11 protein-coding genes and 1 pseudogene are annotated in these 18,553 nt (G+C 34.1%); 2 read left to right on the top strand and 10 right to left on the bottom strand.

Annotated features, from left to right (window positions below):
• From ASE40_RS22325 to ASE40_RS07405, 10 genes and pseudogenes are all read right to left on the bottom strand, one after another.
• A pseudogene (locus ASE40_RS22325) lies at positions 1-205 on the bottom strand (amidinotransferase); the annotation flags it as partial.
• A 67-nt stretch (positions 206-272) separates the two neighbouring features.
• Positions 273-1,322 carry a cyanophycinase gene (locus ASE40_RS07365; RefSeq protein ID WP_057116307.1) on the bottom strand — a complete coding sequence of 350 codons (1,050 nt, stop codon included), beginning with the start codon at positions 1,320-1,322 and terminating at the stop codon, positions 273-275.
• Between the two features lie 12 nt (positions 1,323-1,334).
• Positions 1,335-2,723: a YfcC family protein gene (locus ASE40_RS07370; RefSeq protein ID WP_057116308.1), complete on the bottom strand. Its 1,389-nt coding sequence runs from the start codon at positions 2,721-2,723 to the stop codon at positions 1,335-1,337.
• Positions 2,724-2,727: 4 nt separating this feature from the next.
• Positions 2,728-3,621 carry a cyanophycinase gene (locus ASE40_RS07375; RefSeq protein WP_057116309.1) on the bottom strand — a complete coding sequence of 298 codons (894 nt, stop codon included), beginning with the start codon at positions 3,619-3,621 and terminating at the stop codon, positions 2,728-2,730.
• Between the two features lie 8 nt (positions 3,622-3,629).
• The gene (locus ASE40_RS07380) at positions 3,630-4,583 is read right to left on the bottom strand and encodes an isoaspartyl peptidase/L-asparaginase family protein (RefSeq protein WP_057116310.1); all 954 of its coding nucleotides are present in this window, start codon (positions 4,581-4,583) and stop codon (positions 3,630-3,632) included.
• Between the two features lie 95 nt (positions 4,584-4,678).
• On the bottom strand, positions 4,679-6,028 hold the full coding sequence (locus tag ASE40_RS07385; RefSeq protein WP_082586771.1) for a RagB/SusD family nutrient uptake outer membrane protein: 1,350 nt from the start codon (positions 6,026-6,028) through the stop codon (positions 4,679-4,681).
• A gap of 11 nt (positions 6,029-6,039) precedes the next feature.
• Positions 6,040-9,042 carry a SusC/RagA family TonB-linked outer membrane protein gene (locus ASE40_RS07390; protein ID WP_082586772.1) on the bottom strand — a complete coding sequence of 1,001 codons (3,003 nt, stop codon included), beginning with the start codon at positions 9,040-9,042 and terminating at the stop codon, positions 6,040-6,042.
• Positions 9,043-9,689: 647 nt separating this feature from the next.
• Positions 9,690-11,735 (bottom strand): GEVED domain-containing protein, encoded by a 2,046-nt coding sequence (locus ASE40_RS07395; protein ID WP_057116313.1) that lies wholly within the window; start codon positions 11,733-11,735, stop codon positions 9,690-9,692.
• A gap of 811 nt (positions 11,736-12,546) precedes the next feature.
• Positions 12,547-13,170, bottom strand: coding sequence for a hypothetical protein (locus tag ASE40_RS07400; protein WP_057116314.1), 624 nt, complete (start codon positions 13,168-13,170; stop codon positions 12,547-12,549).
• 140 nt (positions 13,171-13,310) lie between these two features.
• Positions 13,311-14,498, bottom strand: coding sequence for a helix-turn-helix domain-containing protein (locus ASE40_RS07405; RefSeq protein WP_057116315.1), 1,188 nt, complete (start codon positions 14,496-14,498; stop codon positions 13,311-13,313).
• Positions 14,499-14,717: 219 nt separating this feature from the next.
• On the opposite strand from ASE40_RS07405, the gene ASE40_RS07410 reads away from it, so the two are divergent.
• Both ASE40_RS07410 and ASE40_RS07415 read left to right on the top strand, forming a co-directional pair.
• On the top strand, positions 14,718-17,621 hold the full coding sequence (locus tag ASE40_RS07410; protein WP_082586773.1) for a TonB-dependent receptor: 2,904 nt from the start codon (positions 14,718-14,720) through the stop codon (positions 17,619-17,621).
• A gap of 26 nt (positions 17,622-17,647) precedes the next feature.
• Positions 17,648-18,463 carry a tyrosine-protein phosphatase gene (locus tag ASE40_RS07415; RefSeq protein WP_057116316.1) on the top strand — a complete coding sequence of 272 codons (816 nt, stop codon included), beginning with the start codon at positions 17,648-17,650 and terminating at the stop codon, positions 18,461-18,463.
• Positions 18,464-18,553: the final 90 nt, after the last annotated feature.

Below are 18,553 nucleotides of genomic sequence, written 5' to 3' on the forward strand. Positions count from 1 at the left end.
CATCATACTTTTGAAACACAGCATTAAAAGCATCCATTTCAGCAGTCATATCTTTTTCGACAGGATATGTTCCTGCTTTAATATGTTCCAATGATTTAGGATCATAGGCTTCTTCTAATGAAGGAGTCGGCCCATTATGAACGGCAGAACCCAAAACTACGGCACGCAGTCTTGACGTTTCGTTCTTTACATTTAATTGCAACATAACTTTATTATATTTTAAAGACAAAAATGGTTCATCTTTCATTAAAATGCATTTTTCTTTAGCTTCTTTACTCTTTTAGTTTACCACTTTCTACAAACCATTTTTTCCATATGCCTCCTACTCCATCCTTCCAATTATTCAAATTAAATGTATTGACTCCTGTACTAGTTCCTCTAATTTCATAAACATTAATTGCAGCTGCATTCCGATTCCATTCTAATAGAGTGTTAGGCTTACAAATTTCTGGCTTGTTATCTGGAATTTCTGTATTTGGTACTATAAAGTATGCGATATCTTCCCTTGCAGGATAATTGCCAAAGACTCTTGCAATTCCTTTTTCGTCGATACATACCGATGTGTATTCATCACACGCAATTCCTTTAGCTTCTACTTTATAATCATTTATAATTCGAGATAAAAAAGTCACGTGCCTTCCTTTTCTATCGGGGTTATCATAATGCGTATCGGTAATTACATCTTTTAATATTGCATTATCTAAAAATAAATCATTTGATAGTGCAATTTTAGTATCATAAGGATTCAATAAAGCTTCTTGAGAAGTTATCGTGCCGTTTTGAGCCGAAAAATAAAAACCACCCTGAATAGCCATTCCAGCACTGGTTCCGCCTACAACTGCCTTTCTTTTAATAGCTTTATTAATTGCTTCTGAAATTGGAGTATTTCTCCAATACGAAATATATTCCCATTGATCTCCGCCTGCAAACCATATCGCCTCAGCATTATTTATTTTATCCAGTATATACTTATCTGACTTCGCTGCAGCAGTCTTAAAGACAACGGTTTCAACAGAATTAACGGCAACACCTAAAGAAGAGTGTAAGTACGAATTATAACCATCGGATCCCGAAGTTCTTAATATCAAAACATCTCCGCCAGCTGCCCTTTTTAGAAACCATTTCATTGCTTCATCATTTTCGGTGGCTCCTCCCATTAAGCAGATTCCGCCTTCTGGAACAGTAATTTTATCTACTTTATTTCCTGTAAAATAAGACACATAGTTTTTTACTTCTGGTTTTTGTTGAACTGAATTTTCCTGATTATTTTCAGAAGAACAACCGCTTAAAATCAGCAGAAAAGTTATCGTAATTATTTTCATTTTACTATGATTTTACCAATTAAATAAATATAAAGGAGGGAGAATCAGCAGCATAGACGCTATTAAAAACACCAACATTCTAGGCAGCATCCATTTAAACCATTTACTATAGGGTATTTTCGCCAAAGAAAGCGCTCCCATTGTAACCCCGCTTGTGGGAATGATAAGATTAGTAAAACCATCACCTAATTGAAAAGTAAGCACAGCCATTTGTCTGCTTATTTCTGATGCATCACAAATAGGAATAATAATAGGCATCGTTAAAGAAGCTTGTCCTGATCCTGAAGGAATAAAAAAGTTTAAAAATGATTGGAAAAAAAAGATACATTCAGCGGATATAGCCTTCGGCGTGTCCTGCGTTATTGATACAATGGAATTAAGTATTGTGTCAATAATTTTGCCTTCCTGCGCAATGATTAATAGTCCTTTAGCCAATCCAATTACCAAAGCTGCAGTCATCATATCTTTAGCTCCAGATACAAAAGCATCTATCGCTTTTGACATAGACATTCTGTAAATAATGGAAACAAAAATTGCTAATGCCAAAAATAAAGCAGCAATTTCGTTTATGTACCAATCATAATTACTCACCCCATAAATTAATATGATAATTGAAGCAAAAAGTGCATATAAAATTATTTTTCTTGAACCGTCTAATTTAAAATCTGATACCTCAAGACTGCTTTTCTCTTTTTCATCAGTACTGCCAAATAATAGACTTTTCTCGGGATTTTTTTCGATCTTTATTGCATAGTGAGTGATTACAGTACAGGCACAGGTTGTCAAAACAAACCAAACAAAAATCCTATATTCCATCCCGCTAAAAATTGGAATTTGTGCAATACCTTGTGCAATACCAATAGTAAATGGGTTACTAAAGGCTCCTCCAAAACCAACACCAGTGCCAACAATTGGAATAGCGGCACCAACAATAGCATCATAACCCATCGCTTTTGCCATGGGTACGGTAATTAAAATAAATATTAAAATTTCTTCGCTCAATCCAAAAGTAGCTCCAGCAAAAGAAAACAATATAATTAAAAAAGGAATAATGAAAATTTTATGTTTTGGCTTTTTTTGACTGAACTCAATTACATTAAAAAGTCCAGCATTTATGGCACCTGTCAAATTTATAATAGAAAAAGCACCTCCAACCAAAAATACAAAAGCAATAATTTGCGATGCGGAAATAAAACCTTTAATCGGAGCTTCTAAAAAAGCTTTAATTCCTTGAGGAGATGCCGCTACATGTTTGTACGAACCTGCAATAATCTTCTCAGTATTGTTTCCGTGTGACCTATCGAACTCTCCTGCAGGAATAACCCAGGTTAAACCAATAAAAAGAATAGTGATCACTAAAATAATAGTGATTGTATCTGGAAATTTTTGTAATAGTTTCATTTTTTTAAAGTTTAAATTTTTCTCCAGGTAGAAGAATGTCTATAAGAATATTTTCACCGCCCAAAAGACCATCTTTTGTTTTAATACTATTTTTATTCGAGTTTTTTAAAATGATAACTTGTGATTCTCCAGAAACTACTGCTGAGTCACCATGAACAATTAGGGCAGTTGATTCATTAATACCAATTGCTTTTTTATCAGGATGCTCTAAGACAACTGAAAGGAGCCTGTTCATTCTCATCCTGTAAATAAAGTGCTGATCTATGATTGCAGAGGGCATTAGTCCAAGTCCTTCTTTAATCTCAAAATTTTCTGACTCAATAGTTCGAAAGTTACCAGTGTACTGAGAATGTTTATACTCAATACCAGTTATCATTTCCCTGCTCATTACAGCAGCGCCAGCGCTTGTTCCAGCAATTGTCGCACCATTTTGGTATGCGGTGTGTATGGCTTGGTATGCTGGTGTGTGAAGAATTTGGGACATAAATAAATTTTGGTCACCGCCAGTAATGTAAACTAAGGATGCTCTTTTTATAGAATCAATCTGACGAATGCTTTGCAGCTCTTTTTTTAAATTAAATGTTTTTATTTTATCCGCATTGATTCCTACGTCAACAAAACTTTTTTTAGCATAGTATGACGCAGAGTCTGGCTCCTCGCTTGCCATTGGAAGTATTACAATAAAATCGTTATCTTTCAAATTACTAGTGCTTATCAATTCCTTAATCAGTGATTTAGATATTTTACCGCCTCCAATTATAAATAAGTTTCCTTTGGCTGTATTTTTTACAATTTTGCCTGCTGGTAAATTATCTTGTTTGAAAGACTTATTTTGTTTTGATTTGCATGATAAACTTAGTAATAAAATTATCATTGCTAATTGTTTGAAAGTTTTCATTTTTGATATTAAATTTTTTCTTCCAGATCCCAGATAAACACTTTCTTCTCACTATTTTTTTCACTCACATATCCTCGATACATTCCTTCCGAGTTATAAGAAAAATTAACATTGCCATCCTTATCAATTGCGATAAGTCCTCCTTCTCCTCCAAGCTTTGTCAAATGGCCTTTGATGGTTACTTCAGTTGCCTGCTCAAGAGACATTTTCCCAAATTCCATTAAATTTGAAACCATTGAAGAGACTGTGGCCCTGATAAAATATTCTCCAACACCTGTACAGGACACGCCGCAAGTCTTATTATTGGCATAAGTACCAGCACCAATAATTGCAGAGTCACCAATACGTCCATCCAATTTATTGGTCATACCTCCAGTTGAAGTTGCTGCAGCTATATTACCATTTCTGTCAATAGCAACAGCGCCAACAGTTCCCATCTTTAAATTGGTATGATCCAAAAAACTTGCTGTTTCAGAAATTTTTTTCGCCTCCAAAAATTGTTCTTTTCTAAAATCAGTGTCAAAATAATGGTTATCCACTAATTCATGATTAGTTTGTTGTGCCAAACTATCCGCAGCCTCGCCTGAAATCATTATAATATCTTTATTTGCTAATAAGCTTTTGGCAAATAAAATAGGGTTTTTAATTTTCATACTGTTCGCTACCGCTCCAGCCTCTAAAGTAGCACCATCCATTATTGACGCTTCCAGTAAATGTTTGCCCTCACGAGAATAAACCGCTCCCTTTCCTGCATTAAAATGGATACTATTCTCTAAAACTACTACAGCGGCACTAACAGCATCAACAGCATTGCCTCCTTCTGCTAAAATTGCTTCTCCTGCATTCAAGGCAAGAATTAAGTCATTTTTTATTTTATTTTTGTCTGTTTGTGATAAATTCTCAGGAGTTATTACACCGGCACCTCCATGTATACAAAGTGCAAAGGTTTTTTTATTTGTCATTTCTTTCTTTTTTCTTTTTTTTTGATTTGAAAGAAGACTGCTGGCGAAATACCATTTATTGATGGATTCCGCAGTAGCAGCTTCTTATTTTGATTTTAATATCCTGGATTTTGTTCTAATTTGCCGCGCGCAATCGTAATTTCATTTTGCGGAATCGGATAAGTTGTTCTAAAGGCAGGAATATTTAAAATTGAAGATGCCTTTCCTAATCTAACTATAGTAAACCACTGATGTCCTTCAAAGCCTAACTCTCTTTTGTTTTCTTCAATGAGAATATTAATAAAAGCATCTAGATTTGGAATCTCCGCTAAAGTGTAAGGTTTAGCAGGCAGAGCTCTTTGACGCACCACATTTAAATCAGCCAAAGCTAAAGTTAAATTTTGCGGGTCTTTCTTTGCCAGTGCCTCTGCGCGGATTAAATAGATTTCTGAAAGTTTGAGGATAATTGCATTTCCATCTATCTCGCTGTCACGGGTTCCATATTTATCACAAAAAACTTCTTTTCCTGAATCATAATATTTATAGCTTCTTGGATCGTTATCAGCGTCCATTGCTTTGAAGAAATTATTGTAGTTGGCAGAAACCTCTGGAGGCGAAACTGATAAATATTCGGTTAAACTATTACCGTCAATACCTAAAAACTGTAACTCCAGTATAGCTTCAGACGAACCTTCAACATCATAAATATCATTAAATTTTGTATTTAATTTATAAGTACTATTACTGATCACTTTACTGGCGTACAATATAGCGTTATCATAATCACCTTGATATAAATAAACCCTTGCAAGTAAAGCCTCGGCTGCTGCTTTTGTAATAAAAAATCTAGCACTGTCATATTTCAAAATTCCGATAGCTTCTTTTAAATCTGAGATTATCTGCTGATAAGATTCTGCAACAGTAGACCTAGAAATTTCGGCTGCCGCTTTTGCATCCAAATATTTAGTTGAAACAGGAACACCATATTTTGAGTTTAGATCTGTAAATTGTCCAAATTGACGCAGCGCATCAAAATGCCCTAATGCCCTGCAGAAAAGTGCAGTTCCTTTAGAATTATCATCTTGTAACTGAAGCTCTTCCATTTTTAGCAAAATCAAATTACTGGCATTAACAAGAGAATAAACATTTACCCAATTGCTTTGAATATAAGCATTTGAGGGAGGGACAATAGCATTGTCTAATTGTGTAAAACGTTCCTGAAAGCCTGTCGCATCAGCATTACCGCCTGTTAATTCCTGAGCCAATATAAATTCACCTCCATAGTAAGTGCCGCTTTGCATCACATCATATAATCCGACAGCTGCTGCCTTTAATGAAATATTATCAGTTATTGCAGTTGCCGCTGGAATTTCATCATCTAATTTAGTGTCTAATACATCGTCACATCCTAAAACTGTAAAGGCAAGCAGCATAGACAAGAATATATATATCTTTTTATTTTTCATGATTTTAAAATTTAAAATGTTGTACTTAGTCCTAATGTAAAAGTGCGCGCCTGACCTAGAGTTCCAAAATCTTCCCCTTGCATGCTGTTTAAATCTTGCTGACTTGAAGTATTTGTAGAAACCTCAGGATCAAAACCTAAATAATCTGTTATGGTAAACAAATTTTGAGCTTGTACGTAAAGAGAAAGACTATTTAAACCAATTTTATGAATAACATTAGAGGGCAGTTTATAAGCAAGACTTAACGTTTTCAATCTTATGAAATCACCGTCTTCCAAAAACTGCGTGCTAAAACGCTGCATTTGCCCATCTTTTGTTGATGGTCTTGGTACGTCGGTAATTTGCCCAGGCGTTCTCCAATAATTATCATATACTCTTTCGCTTATATTAGAATAAGGGATGCCGCTTTTTGTATAACCATAATTATCATAAACATGTCGGCTTTGATTGAATATTTTATTTCCTCCAGAGAATACGAAGTTTGCTGTTAAGGTAAATCCTTTGTATGTAAAATTATTGCTCCATCCGCCAAAATAAGTTGGTAATGCACCGCCAACAATCTGCCTGTCAGAGAAATCAATAATTCCATCCTTATTCACGTCATCAAATTTTGCGTCTCCAGTTTGAGGATCCACACCCAAAAATTTAATTAAATATAAAGTACTAACCTCTTGTCCTTCTTTAAGAATATGATTTCTTCCTACTTCTTCTCCATCATTGATTAATTTTTTAATCTTGTTGTCAAGCAGCGTAAAATTTACTCCTGTATTCCATTTAAAATCATTTCCATCAAAGACAGCAGCATTAATTCCAAATTCGAATCCTTTATTTTCTATAGCTCCAACATTTTGGTAAACGGAGTTAAAGCCTGTAAGTCCCGAAACTTTAGCCTGCAATAAAAGATCATCTGTTTGTTTGTTGAAATAATCTGCCGTAAAATTGATTCGGTTTTTAAACAATCCAAAATCTAAACCAATATCGAGCTGTTTTGTTTTTTCCCATCCCAAGTCTGGATTTTCTAATCGATTAGGAGCTATTCCGGGAACTCCATTATAATTAGCATTCAAAGTATAAGTTCCTCTCCAGTTTGAACCAATTTCCTGATTCCCTGTCAGTCCGTAACTGGCTCTGATTTTAAAATCAGAAATACTTTCAATTTTGAAAAATTTCTCTTTATTAATTCTCCAAGCTAGTGATCCTGACGGAAAATAACCATACTGGTTGTTCTCTCCAAAGCGGGAAGAACCATCAGCTCTCACCGTAAATGATGCTATATATTTATCATCATAAACATAATTTGCTCTAGCAAAAAAAGACTGCAATCCGTATTGATTTCTACCAGACGTACTCGCAATAATTGTACTTGCTGCCGAAATACTGGATGTTGTATTGGTAGCATATCCTACACCAGATTGATCTGAAAAACGAGTTTCATTTTCTTGTATTGTCCATCCTAAAATAGCTCCGAAATTATGCTTTTCGCCAAACTGTTTGTTGTAGTTTAAAGTATTTTCCAAAAGCCAGTTGGTTTCTTCATAAGTCGCAAAAATACCTTCACCTGTTTTAGATTTATTTGTGCCAGACGGAACGTAAGAATCCTCAACTAAGTTGGAATATTCTAATGAAAAAGCAGACTTAAATTTTAAATCTGGAATAATTTTCCATTCCACATATGCTGTTCCTTGTACACGTGTCGATTGAGAGTTGTTTTTATATTCTTTGGCAATTTGAACAGGATTCTCAAGAGGCCACCAAGTATTGTATTTGAATGGGTTGGTGTAATTCCCTTTATCATCATAAATTGGTTCTGTAGGATCCCATCCCTGCGCATTAATTACAACTCCATATTCATCGTTTTCTCCAATTGTTCGCTGATGATTACTTCTAGTTATAAAAAAAGTATTTCCTATTTTGAATTTTTCATTAATATTATGATCCAGATTCATACGGGCACTTAATCTCTTAAAGCCTTGCCCCAATTGAATTCCTTCCTGATTATAATAATTCCCGCTTAAGTAATAACTTGTTTTTTCGCTTCCGCCTTTAACACTAAGATCTAAATTTTGCGTTACACCCACTCTGAAAATTTCATCATAGATATTGGTGTTGATTCCTTTTGAAGTATCAATCCAATCAAAATAATCAGAACCTAGTCCGTCAAATTCTGCAGCGGTATTAAAAAATTTTTTAAACTTCTCGCTGTCTACCATTTTTGGATATTTTGAAATTTGAGCAAAAGAAGTATAGTAATTAACATCGACAATACTTGCACCAGTTTTACCTCTCTTTGTGGTAATTAAGATTACACCATTAGCACCTCTTGATCCATATATAGCTGCAGCTGCAGCATCCTTTAAAATTGTAAAAGATTCAATGTCATTTGGGCTCAAATCCGCTAAAGGATTAACAGGCTGTATATTAGTATTCAAGGCTGAATTATTTCGAGATACTATTGGAATTCCGTCTACTATGTATAAAGGCTGGCTGCTGGCCGAAATAGAAGATACACCACGGATATTAACACTCACAGCACTTCCCGGCGTAGCCGAAGATGAACTAATATTCACCCCTGGAGTCTGCCCTTGGAGACTATTTTCAAAACTTGAGGAGGTTCCCTGAGGCAGGTCTTTTGTTTTTATAGATTGTACACTCGAACTTACATCCTTTTTAGATTGTGTTCCGTAACCAATAATCACCACTTCATCTAGACTTTGGCCTTGTCCTGATGTCATAAAAATAGTGTAATTGGATTTTCCATCTATAATTACTTTTTGAGTTTGAAACCCGATATAAGAGAGTTCTATTAAATTGCTGTTATCAGCTATTTGAAGTTCAAATTTTCCATCAAAATCTGTAATTGCACTTGCTTTTGAATTAGGCGCAATAACATTGACACCTGCCATGGGTATATTGGATTGTTTGTCTACAACAGTTCCTTTTATAGTTTTTTGAGCGTATGTTGAAATGCATGATAACAACACAACAATTAGCTTTAGTTTATTGTTTAGTTTCATTTTCTTGATTTAAAATTTAATAAAATTGACAATAGAAATACCTTAACTATTCATGAAAATGAAGCGTTTTGGCATAAAAATCTGTAAACGAAGAAGGGAAACTTTAACAATTAAATATTGGCTGCAAACCTTTTAGATAAAGTGATTTGCAATCAATACAGCGGTTTGATAAATTGGTAAAATTCATTTGGTTTGGGTTAGTTTGGTTGAGAAAATAAAAAAATACAATAATGATATCAAACACTCCAGAACGGTGGTGTATAAATATCAATTTTATTCAGCAATTAAAGATAGGCTGAAGACCTCTTAAAGTAAGAGATTTTGTTTTTGTGATTGTATTTGCTTTTCCTGAAATCAAAAGAGACTGATTTTATTTGATGTTAAAAGTAGAAAAAAAAATGAATTAAAAAATAAAAATCACACTTTTAATTAAATTTTATTTACCCTTTTAGTTTTTATAATGATTTTTCTTTATAATTTTAAGATTCCTGCCAAATAAAACAAAAAGATTTTCTAAAAATCTAATATTGGAAAACATATTCATTTGAAAAATAGTTTCCCAATATCAAAATAAATAATTCTAAAAAAGAAGTATGAAAATTGATTGCTTTGTCATTATCTGCGGAATGCTTTAAAAAACAAAAAAATTAATTTGATATTATAAATTTAGAACGTTTTACGACTTGGTCTCCCTTTCTGATAGAAAGTAAGTATTGACCCGCTTTTAGATCTGAAACGTTCACATCTAAGCTGTTTTCACCAGGATTCCCCTTAACGTTAATTGTTTTTAAAAGCGAAGCATTAAGATCATAAATAGAAACTTGAATATCTTCTTTTTCTGCCACTGCAAAATCAATTTTAAGGATATCTACAGTCGGATTTGGGTAAATTACTATCGGATTATTCGTCACTTCTATATTTTTAATTTCCTTAAATTTTGCGGTTCCGCCTGAAACATTCAATGTATAATCTTCTGTTTCGCCATAAGTATAAGTACCGCAAGAAGATGTAATTGAATTGTAACTTACTATGATCCGCATTCTGATGTTTCCATTTACGGCTGATGACGGTATTGTGATTTGAGGTGTTAAAGTGGAGCTGCTAAAAATAGAATATACCTCTTCTCCCGAATCGGTAAATGCACCATTATTATTTAAATCAATAAATACTTTCCAGTATAATTTTCTCGTTGCACTAAATCCAGGAGTCAATGTCAAAGTGGTCGCGGTTCCTTTAGAGATGTTAGCTACTTGTGAAGAAAAATCGGCATAACCTCCATTTGAATTACTTAAATTACTAATACTGCCAATTGCTACTTTTTTAATCCATTCTCTACTGGCATCACTTCCGGCGGAAGAACAATAGGTCACTGTACCGCCCCCTCCAGATGTTGTGGTGAAGTTTATCGTTGCTGCTAGAGAAGAACCACTTGTGCAATTGCCATAAACTTCAACATTATAAACAGTATTAGTATTTAAACTTGTTAAATTAACTGAAGTTGCTGTTGTAGCGCTAAGTGTTGTCCAAGTTGATGAACTATTTGTCTTATATTTAACAGTATAATTTGTTGCAGTACCCGCCCAGTTAAGGATTGCAGAATTAGTTGTTATGCTGCCTACAGTTAAATTTGTAGGCATAGGACAGCCTGATGGTGCAGTACCTAATGTTTCTGTTAAAGTCCCATTAACTACTTTAATCACTCCATAACTTGCTTTAGATCCTGAAACTGTTGTCCAATCGTTTAAATTTAGTGTGGTAGACCCTGTACTATCCCCTTCAATTTTGATGATCTTTACTCCTTTTCCGTTATTGTTCCAAGTTAAAGCAGAGCCTGAAGTCACGGTTTCTGGTAACGAACTGGTATCAAATTGATAAAAATAAGCATAGTTTGCGCTTGCCGGAGCAAAAACCTTAGCAATGCCATTCTGATCAATACAAACTGCCGTTTTTTCATAAACCCCAATTCCTTTTGCATTCAATCCCGCACCCAAATCTTTCCACATTCTGGCAATAAAAGCGGTTTGCCTACCTCTGCGATCCGGATTATTATAATGTGTATCAGTAATTACATTAGCCAGTATTGGATTGTTTATAAAATCATTTGCTCCAATGGTCATATCTGAATTATATGGATTGGCCAAGGCTTGAGCTGATGTAACACTTGCATTTGCAGCACTATAATAATATTTACCTTGAATAGCGCATCCAGCGCTGGTTCCTCCAACAGGTACTTTCTTTGTGTTTATAAGATAATTTATAGCGTCTTCGACCGGAGTATCTTTCCAATAAGATACATAAGTAGCTTGATCTCCACCTGCAATAAATAAAGCTTCAGCATTTCTGATTTTTGTGGCAATTTCTGCAATACTGGCCTTTGCTCTAGTATCTATTAAAATTGTTTCTACAGAATTTACTGTTCCCAATCCATAGATATAATCATTGTAAGCTCCTGTACCTGCAGATCTAATGACAACAAAATCACCGCCACCTGATTTTTGTATCATCCATTTTATTGCATCATCATTATCCGTTCCGCCTCCCATTAAACATGTACCTCCTGTAGTTGTGGTGTTAACATCCGAAGTACTTCCTGTTATCCAGCTTGTATAAGTTTGTGAGTAGGCAAAATTTATTGTGAATAGAAATAATACTATATTCAAATAATTCTTCTTGATATTGTAAATATTTTTCATAATATGTTTTTTGTTTAATGTTAAAATTTAAAAACTAACAATAGTCCTAAAATCGCAAATTATACTGTTGCAACATGTTTAAAACATATTACAACAATGTTTACAGAATTTTAAATGCTATTGAAAATTGTATTTTCCAATCTTTTAAAAATTAATAAAATGGAATATTAGTTTTCAATACAATTTCCAAAGTAGAAAGTAGAAATTAATATATTGAAAACTTTAAGTATGAAGAAAGCTATTTTCAACAATTGAATATTGGCTGCAACCCTTTTAAATAAAGTGATTTGCAATCAATACAAACGAGTGCTAAGTTATTATAGTTCATTTTTTGTAGTTGAGAAAATTAAAAATAAAATAACTAAATTGTAAACGAGAAGCTTTTAAAAGCAAAGGTCCGTAACAATTTTCTTCAACAATTAAAAATAGGCTGAAGACCTCTTAAAGTAAGAGATTTAGTTTTTAAAATTTTATTTATTTTCCTAGAAATCAAAACAGTAGATTTTATTTAACCAAAAATATAAAAAAAAATGATTCAATAAAATAAAATTTACAAATTCATTAAACTTAATTCATCAATTATTATTTTTATATAAATTAAATGCACATAAAATCAAAATTTATTGAATAAATAAAAATTTATCATGAGTTTAAAATTGATTTAATGGAGCTTTAAAAAATATTTAAACTATTCTAACACACGTGTAAATTGGACTCGAAATCAGGAAAATCAGGAAAGGAAATTTATCGTTCGAAAGAGGTAATCTGCAGGAAATCTATCGGTATGCGCTGTATTTGTTAATACCCAATCTTATATTTTTTGACCTGCCGATTTGATTTCTTTAAAATCCTCATAGTTGGTAAAGTACTCCAATGCCAAAACTAATAGTATTGCGCTTGCATTATATACTTTTTGCATTATGACTGCCAAACCCAAATAACCAAATCCAAATAGAAAAAAGAAACAGTAAAAGGTCAACAAGCATAAAATACAGCAGAATTTAAGGAAATGAAGTTTTGACTTTAGAATATATATCGTAATTGTAAAGAGACCAAACAATGTTAAAACGATCGATATGGTTCCCAGATCATGCAAGGGCGTTGCAATTAAGAAAATAAATACTATGTTAACGATGCCAATAAATTTTAAAATTTTGGCCCATTGTACAGAAGGTATTTTTTTTGACATATTAATAAAAAAAATCCCATAACCCGCCGAGTGGAATGCCATCGCAATAACTGCCCAGATCCTGCCGGGATTTTCTGAACCATTTATCGCTTTTGCAGCAAATAAATTGCTTACGAAATTTTTTGACCAGCCAAACCCTATGGAATTCTTGTCAAACAATGAGCCGCCAGGATAAAGTGAGGCCGCTATTACCATCAAAATCAAGGAAATGGACAGACATAGTAAAACCGAATATTTTTTAACCATCTTCTTAATTGTTCAATTTTCCAACTCTCGACTAATTCATATGTAAACAAAAATACAGAAAAAACTAAAGCTGTATTTTTTCTAAAAAAATTAAACTTCGAAGTAATAATTCTAAAATACTGCAAAACAACAGAGTTCTTCTAAGTCGTTAAAACTTCTGCCGCAATTAAATTCAGGTATTCTCTAGGCGTGTATGTAGTTATCTCTTTAAAATATCTGTTAAAGGATGATTTAGAATTAAAACCAGATTCATACGCCAATTCCAAAATAGTAATACTGCTATTTTTTTCTGATAAACTTTTAAGTTTTTCTTTTACATATTCGATTCTGTATTCATTTATGAAAGTATAAAAAGACTTATTTACAAAATGATTTAATGTCTCACTTATATGATATTTATTGACGTTCGTAAGTTTTGCAAGCTTATCAAGCGTGAGTTCGCTGTCCATATAGTACTGCTCCTTTTCCATTGCTTTTTCGAGTCTCAGCAGTATCTTAAACATTTCACTCTGGCTTAATATTTCTTTTCTCTTTTGAAGTACGGATATCTCTCTTTCTTCTCTCTGAATATTTTCAATCGGATCCAATACAAAATTACTTACACTGCTTGGCTCCATTTCAGTAGTAATCTCATCACCATTGTAATTTCCAGAAGATAAAAGCATTTCAGTTCCTGTTACTGCCCCATATTTATAATTTATTATTCTAATTGTAATGACAATAAGAAGAGTATAAATTATAGATCGGCACAAATAATTTGAAGAGTCGAAGAAAGAGTTGAAAATTACAAACAAGACTCCTAAAACCCCAACACATAAAAAAAGAGAAGCAAGCTGGACAACTAACTTTTTCTCCTGACTGTTTCTTGGCAGCTTATTCATCGCCAGGTAAATGATGCCGCATGAAAAAATAATATCCAGTGGAAGCAGTGTGTAAAGACTAATTGTATTGTACCAGTACAGCACTAAATAAGCTTTTGGCGATGTTACTGATAAAACACAAACAGTAGAAAAATAACCTATAGCACCGATAATAAACGGAATAAAAAGATACCATTTTGAAGCAGTTACGAATTCAGGACGGATTGTTTTTAAGGTATAGAGGTACAATAATGGAATGTAGCAGAACCCGATAAAGGTATTCATCATATTTAAAACCTGCTGATCCTCCACAAAAGTAAAAATGAAAAATTTTATAGAAAGATGCAGCCCAATGCATACTACGAGAGATATCAGCAAATCATCTGCATTTTTTCTGTACCTGCTTCTTAAAAGTAATACTGCGGCTAAAAGAGCCTGAAAAATTCCTATTGCAATAATGTATTTCATCTTAAAATCTTTGTGCTAAAGTACCATGAGGCTGTTAATTTAATGTTTATTAAATGCGAAATAATTGATTCATAACAATTTAATAACAAAAATTAAAACATTAAAAATGAACATCTTACAACCTAATCAAAAGATTGACACTTTCTAAAAGTAGTTCTAGTTCGACAAAGTCGTTTCCTAGTTTAAATCGAAGCAATCTTTGCAGAAAAACTACAAAACATGATACCTAAAATTATTTTAAAATCTTTGTTTAAAAAGGAAAAGATATTTAAAAAAATACTTTTCACTGCTGCACTAACAATTGGTTCTATCGTATCGAATAATGCACAGACCATAAAAGGAGTTGTTACAAGCGATGCAGGAACACTGCCTACAGCCAACATTTCTGGAAAAACATTTAATAACTCGGCAGTTTCAGATCTGCAGGGTGCTTTCACCCTTACAGCACCGACCGAAGGAGAAGCTGTTATTGAGATCAGCTATATTGGATTTGAAACAAAATCGATAACTGTAAATCTGGCAAAAGGAATAAATGATTTGGGGCTGATTCAAATGACACCAGACGGCTCAGCAGCACTAAAAGAAATTGTGGTAAAAGGAACAATGGCTCCTTCTCAGGCAAAAGCTTACAGCATCAAGAAAAATTCGCTTGCCATAATGGATGTAATGGCGGCCGATGCTATTGGTAAATTACCAGATCGTAATGCCGCCGAAGCGGTACAGCGTATGCAGGGTGTTGCCGTAGCACGTTATCATGGAGAGGCCGATCAGGCAACGGTCAGGGGAACTCCTTTTGCGTGGACTTCTACACTCTTTAACGGAAATCGTCTTCCGAGTTCTAATGTTATGGGAAATCGTTCATCAGTTTTAGATGCCGTTCCTTCAGAAATGATTCAATATGTTCAGGTTGCCAAAGCTGTTACCCCAGATATGGAAGGTGACGCTATTGGAGGATCCATCAATTTTATTACACGCACAGCTCCATCAAAACGTGTTTTGAATGTCAGCGCGGCCGGAGGTTACAATACATTCAGCGAAAATGGTACTTACAATGCTTCTGTAACTTACGGAGACCGATTCTTTAATAATAAATTGGGAGTAATTGTTTCTGGGGCAATCTGGAGCAGACAATGGGGATCTGATGAATTTGCTGCAACTTATAATACCGGTGCGACTGTTGTTGAACAGAAAAAATCTCTTAATACCGTTCTTTTTAAACGCTATATGGGAGAGCGTGAAACGAAAGGATTAAATGTAGGTGCTGAATATAAACTTACTCCATCTGATAAAATATTCTTCAGGGGGATGGCAAATAAATTTGATGACATTCGTCCTGTTTATGAATCTTATATTGATTATACTAATTCTCGTTTTCAATACAATTATAGATACTCGCACTACCAAACTGCTTTAAATGGTTTTGAAGTTGGTGGTGAACATCAAATGAGTGAAAAATTTAAAATAGACTGGAGCTACAGCAATCATAAATCAGAATATTACTTAGATACTCCTCCAACTTCAGGCAACAAAGGACTTCCTATTGCTACTTTCCGCCAGAAAATAACAGGCGGTTTCAATGATCTTTCCAGTGATGGAAAACGTTACTGGGGATTTGATTCTCCAAACGGAGTCGGCGGTACCGTAGATCACTTCGAAACTGGTATTGCAAATACAAACGAAGTGATGGATCCTTCAAAACTATTATTAAACCAACTTGTAATTGCGCAGCTTGATAACAGTGAGAGAGACCAGATCGGGCAAATTAATTTAAAAGTAGAAGCCAGTTCCAAAGTAAACCTGAAATTCGGTGCAAAATACCGTCATAAAGACAGAACAAACACTTACGGATCTAATTTTGTTTATCTGCCTGGAGCAGCTGTCGGAATTCCAAATTCGCCTGCTTTAGTGCCACTTTCAGCATTGCAGACTACTAATTTCCCTAACGGAAGCAAATTTTTTGGAAACATGAATGGTGATTTCAGCCAGTTCATCGTAAAACCATTGACTAAAGATCAGTTGTTTAATATGTACGGACAATCTTTCCAGACTGCTAACGGATTTATGGATTTTACATCCAAAACAAATGCAACTTCTTTTTATACAGGTGATGAAAATGTAATTGCAGGTTACGCAATGGCAGAAATCGATGCAACAGATAACCTAAAGATAGTTGGAGGTCTACGTAATGAGTATACTGCTATGACTTTAAACGGAACTAAAGCTACTACTGAAGGAACTCCTGCAGTAATAACGCTGAGTCCGTCTGTGGTCGAGAATAATTATAATTCGTTTCTTCCAATGCTTCATTTAAAATATAAATTAAGCGACAAATCAAATCTTCGTGCCGCATACACCCGCACATTTGTCCGTCCGAATTTTGGAGACATGACACCTGGAAGTTCCACAAATACAACAGCTTCTCCTATGACTATTACACAAGGAAATCCTGATCTAAAGCCAACATTCAGTAATAATTTTGACGTAATGGGAGAATACTATTTTGATAATGTGGGAATTCTTTCAGGAGGTGTATTTTACAAAAATATTACAGATGTGGTATTTACAGATGTAAGTATGCAGAACATTGACGGAAATGATTATTTGATTACTCAGGCAAAAAACCTAAACAAAGCATCTTTAGTAGGATTTGAAGCTGGAATTAATAAAAGGTTTGATTTCCTTAATGGATTCTGGAGCGGTTTCGGAGTAGAATTTAATTACACTTATTTAGACTCAAAAACCGATGTGCCGCGTGTTAACGGAACAAATACTTTCAATGACAAAACAAGTCTTCCTAACCAGTCTAAGAATCTTTTCAATGCTATTTTATTTTATGAAAGAAATGGCGTAATGGTTCGTCTTGCAGGCAATTACCGCGGCAATTCTGTAGAAACCATAAATCAGCAATTAGGTCCTGATTATTACATCTGGTCCGATTCTAATTTCACAATTGATGCTTCTGCAACTGTCAATATCAATAAAAAACTTAAAGTATTTATTGAGTTAAACAACCTTAGTGATTCACCAGTAAAAATGTATATGGGGAATGATAAACGCCGTGTTACTTCGCAGGAATGGTACGGAAGCCGAGGACAGGCAGGTCTGCGTTATGACATATTTTAAAAACAAATAAATTAATCAATATAAAAATGAAAAAGACAATTATTATAGCTGCAATTTTAGTACAGACATTAGCAAATGCTCAGCTTACTGACAGTATTAAAAGACTCGTTCCTGTAAAAGGTGCATTAAATTTTAGAGATGTAGGCGGATACAAAACTACAGATGGAAAAGAAGTTGTTTGGGAAAAAGTATTTAGAAGTGCTGGAATTGATAAATTGACAAATGAAGATCTAGCGCTTTTGGATAAAAAGAAAATCCATACAGTAGTTGACTTCAGAGGCGTTGCAGAATCTAAAGCAGCTCCAGACCGTTTACCTCAAAATACAGATTACACTTTAAGCCCAGCAGGAAGTGACAGTATTCCAAATCCTGCTCAAATGGTTAAACTTTTAAAAGAAGGAGGTTTTCTTGAAAAATTTTATGGGATTGATGCTGTGAAATACAGCGGAGACAGGTTCCGTCCGTTATTTGTAAAATTATTAACTGCTGATAAAAAAGAAGCCGTAATGTACCACTGCACCGGCGGACGTGATCGTACCGGTATGGCAACTGCCTTATTTTTGTATGTTTTAAACGTTCCTGAGAAAACCATCGAAGAAGATTATATGGCATCTAATGTATATCTTAAGAAAATGAACAACGGAATGATGGCTCCGCTTGCAAAAATGAGCGGTTTGACTGAAGCACAGGTAGAAAATGAAATGGCATTAAAACCAGAACTTATCCGTTCGTTTTTTGGAGGCATTAAAACGCAATACGGAAGTATAGAAAACTTTTTACAGCAGGAAATGGGAATCGGACCTAAGGAAATAAACATTCTAAGAAAAAAATATACTAAATAATAATTTCAGGTTGTTGTTTTTAAAAGCGATTGATTTTTCAATCGCTTTTTTGCTTGTATATTTTTTGCCGCAAAAATTCAGGTAGTTTTT

Source organism: Flavobacterium sp. Root935 (assembly GCF_001429295.1).
In the GTDB taxonomy this organism is placed as follows: domain Bacteria; phylum Bacteroidota; class Bacteroidia; order Flavobacteriales; family Flavobacteriaceae; genus Flavobacterium.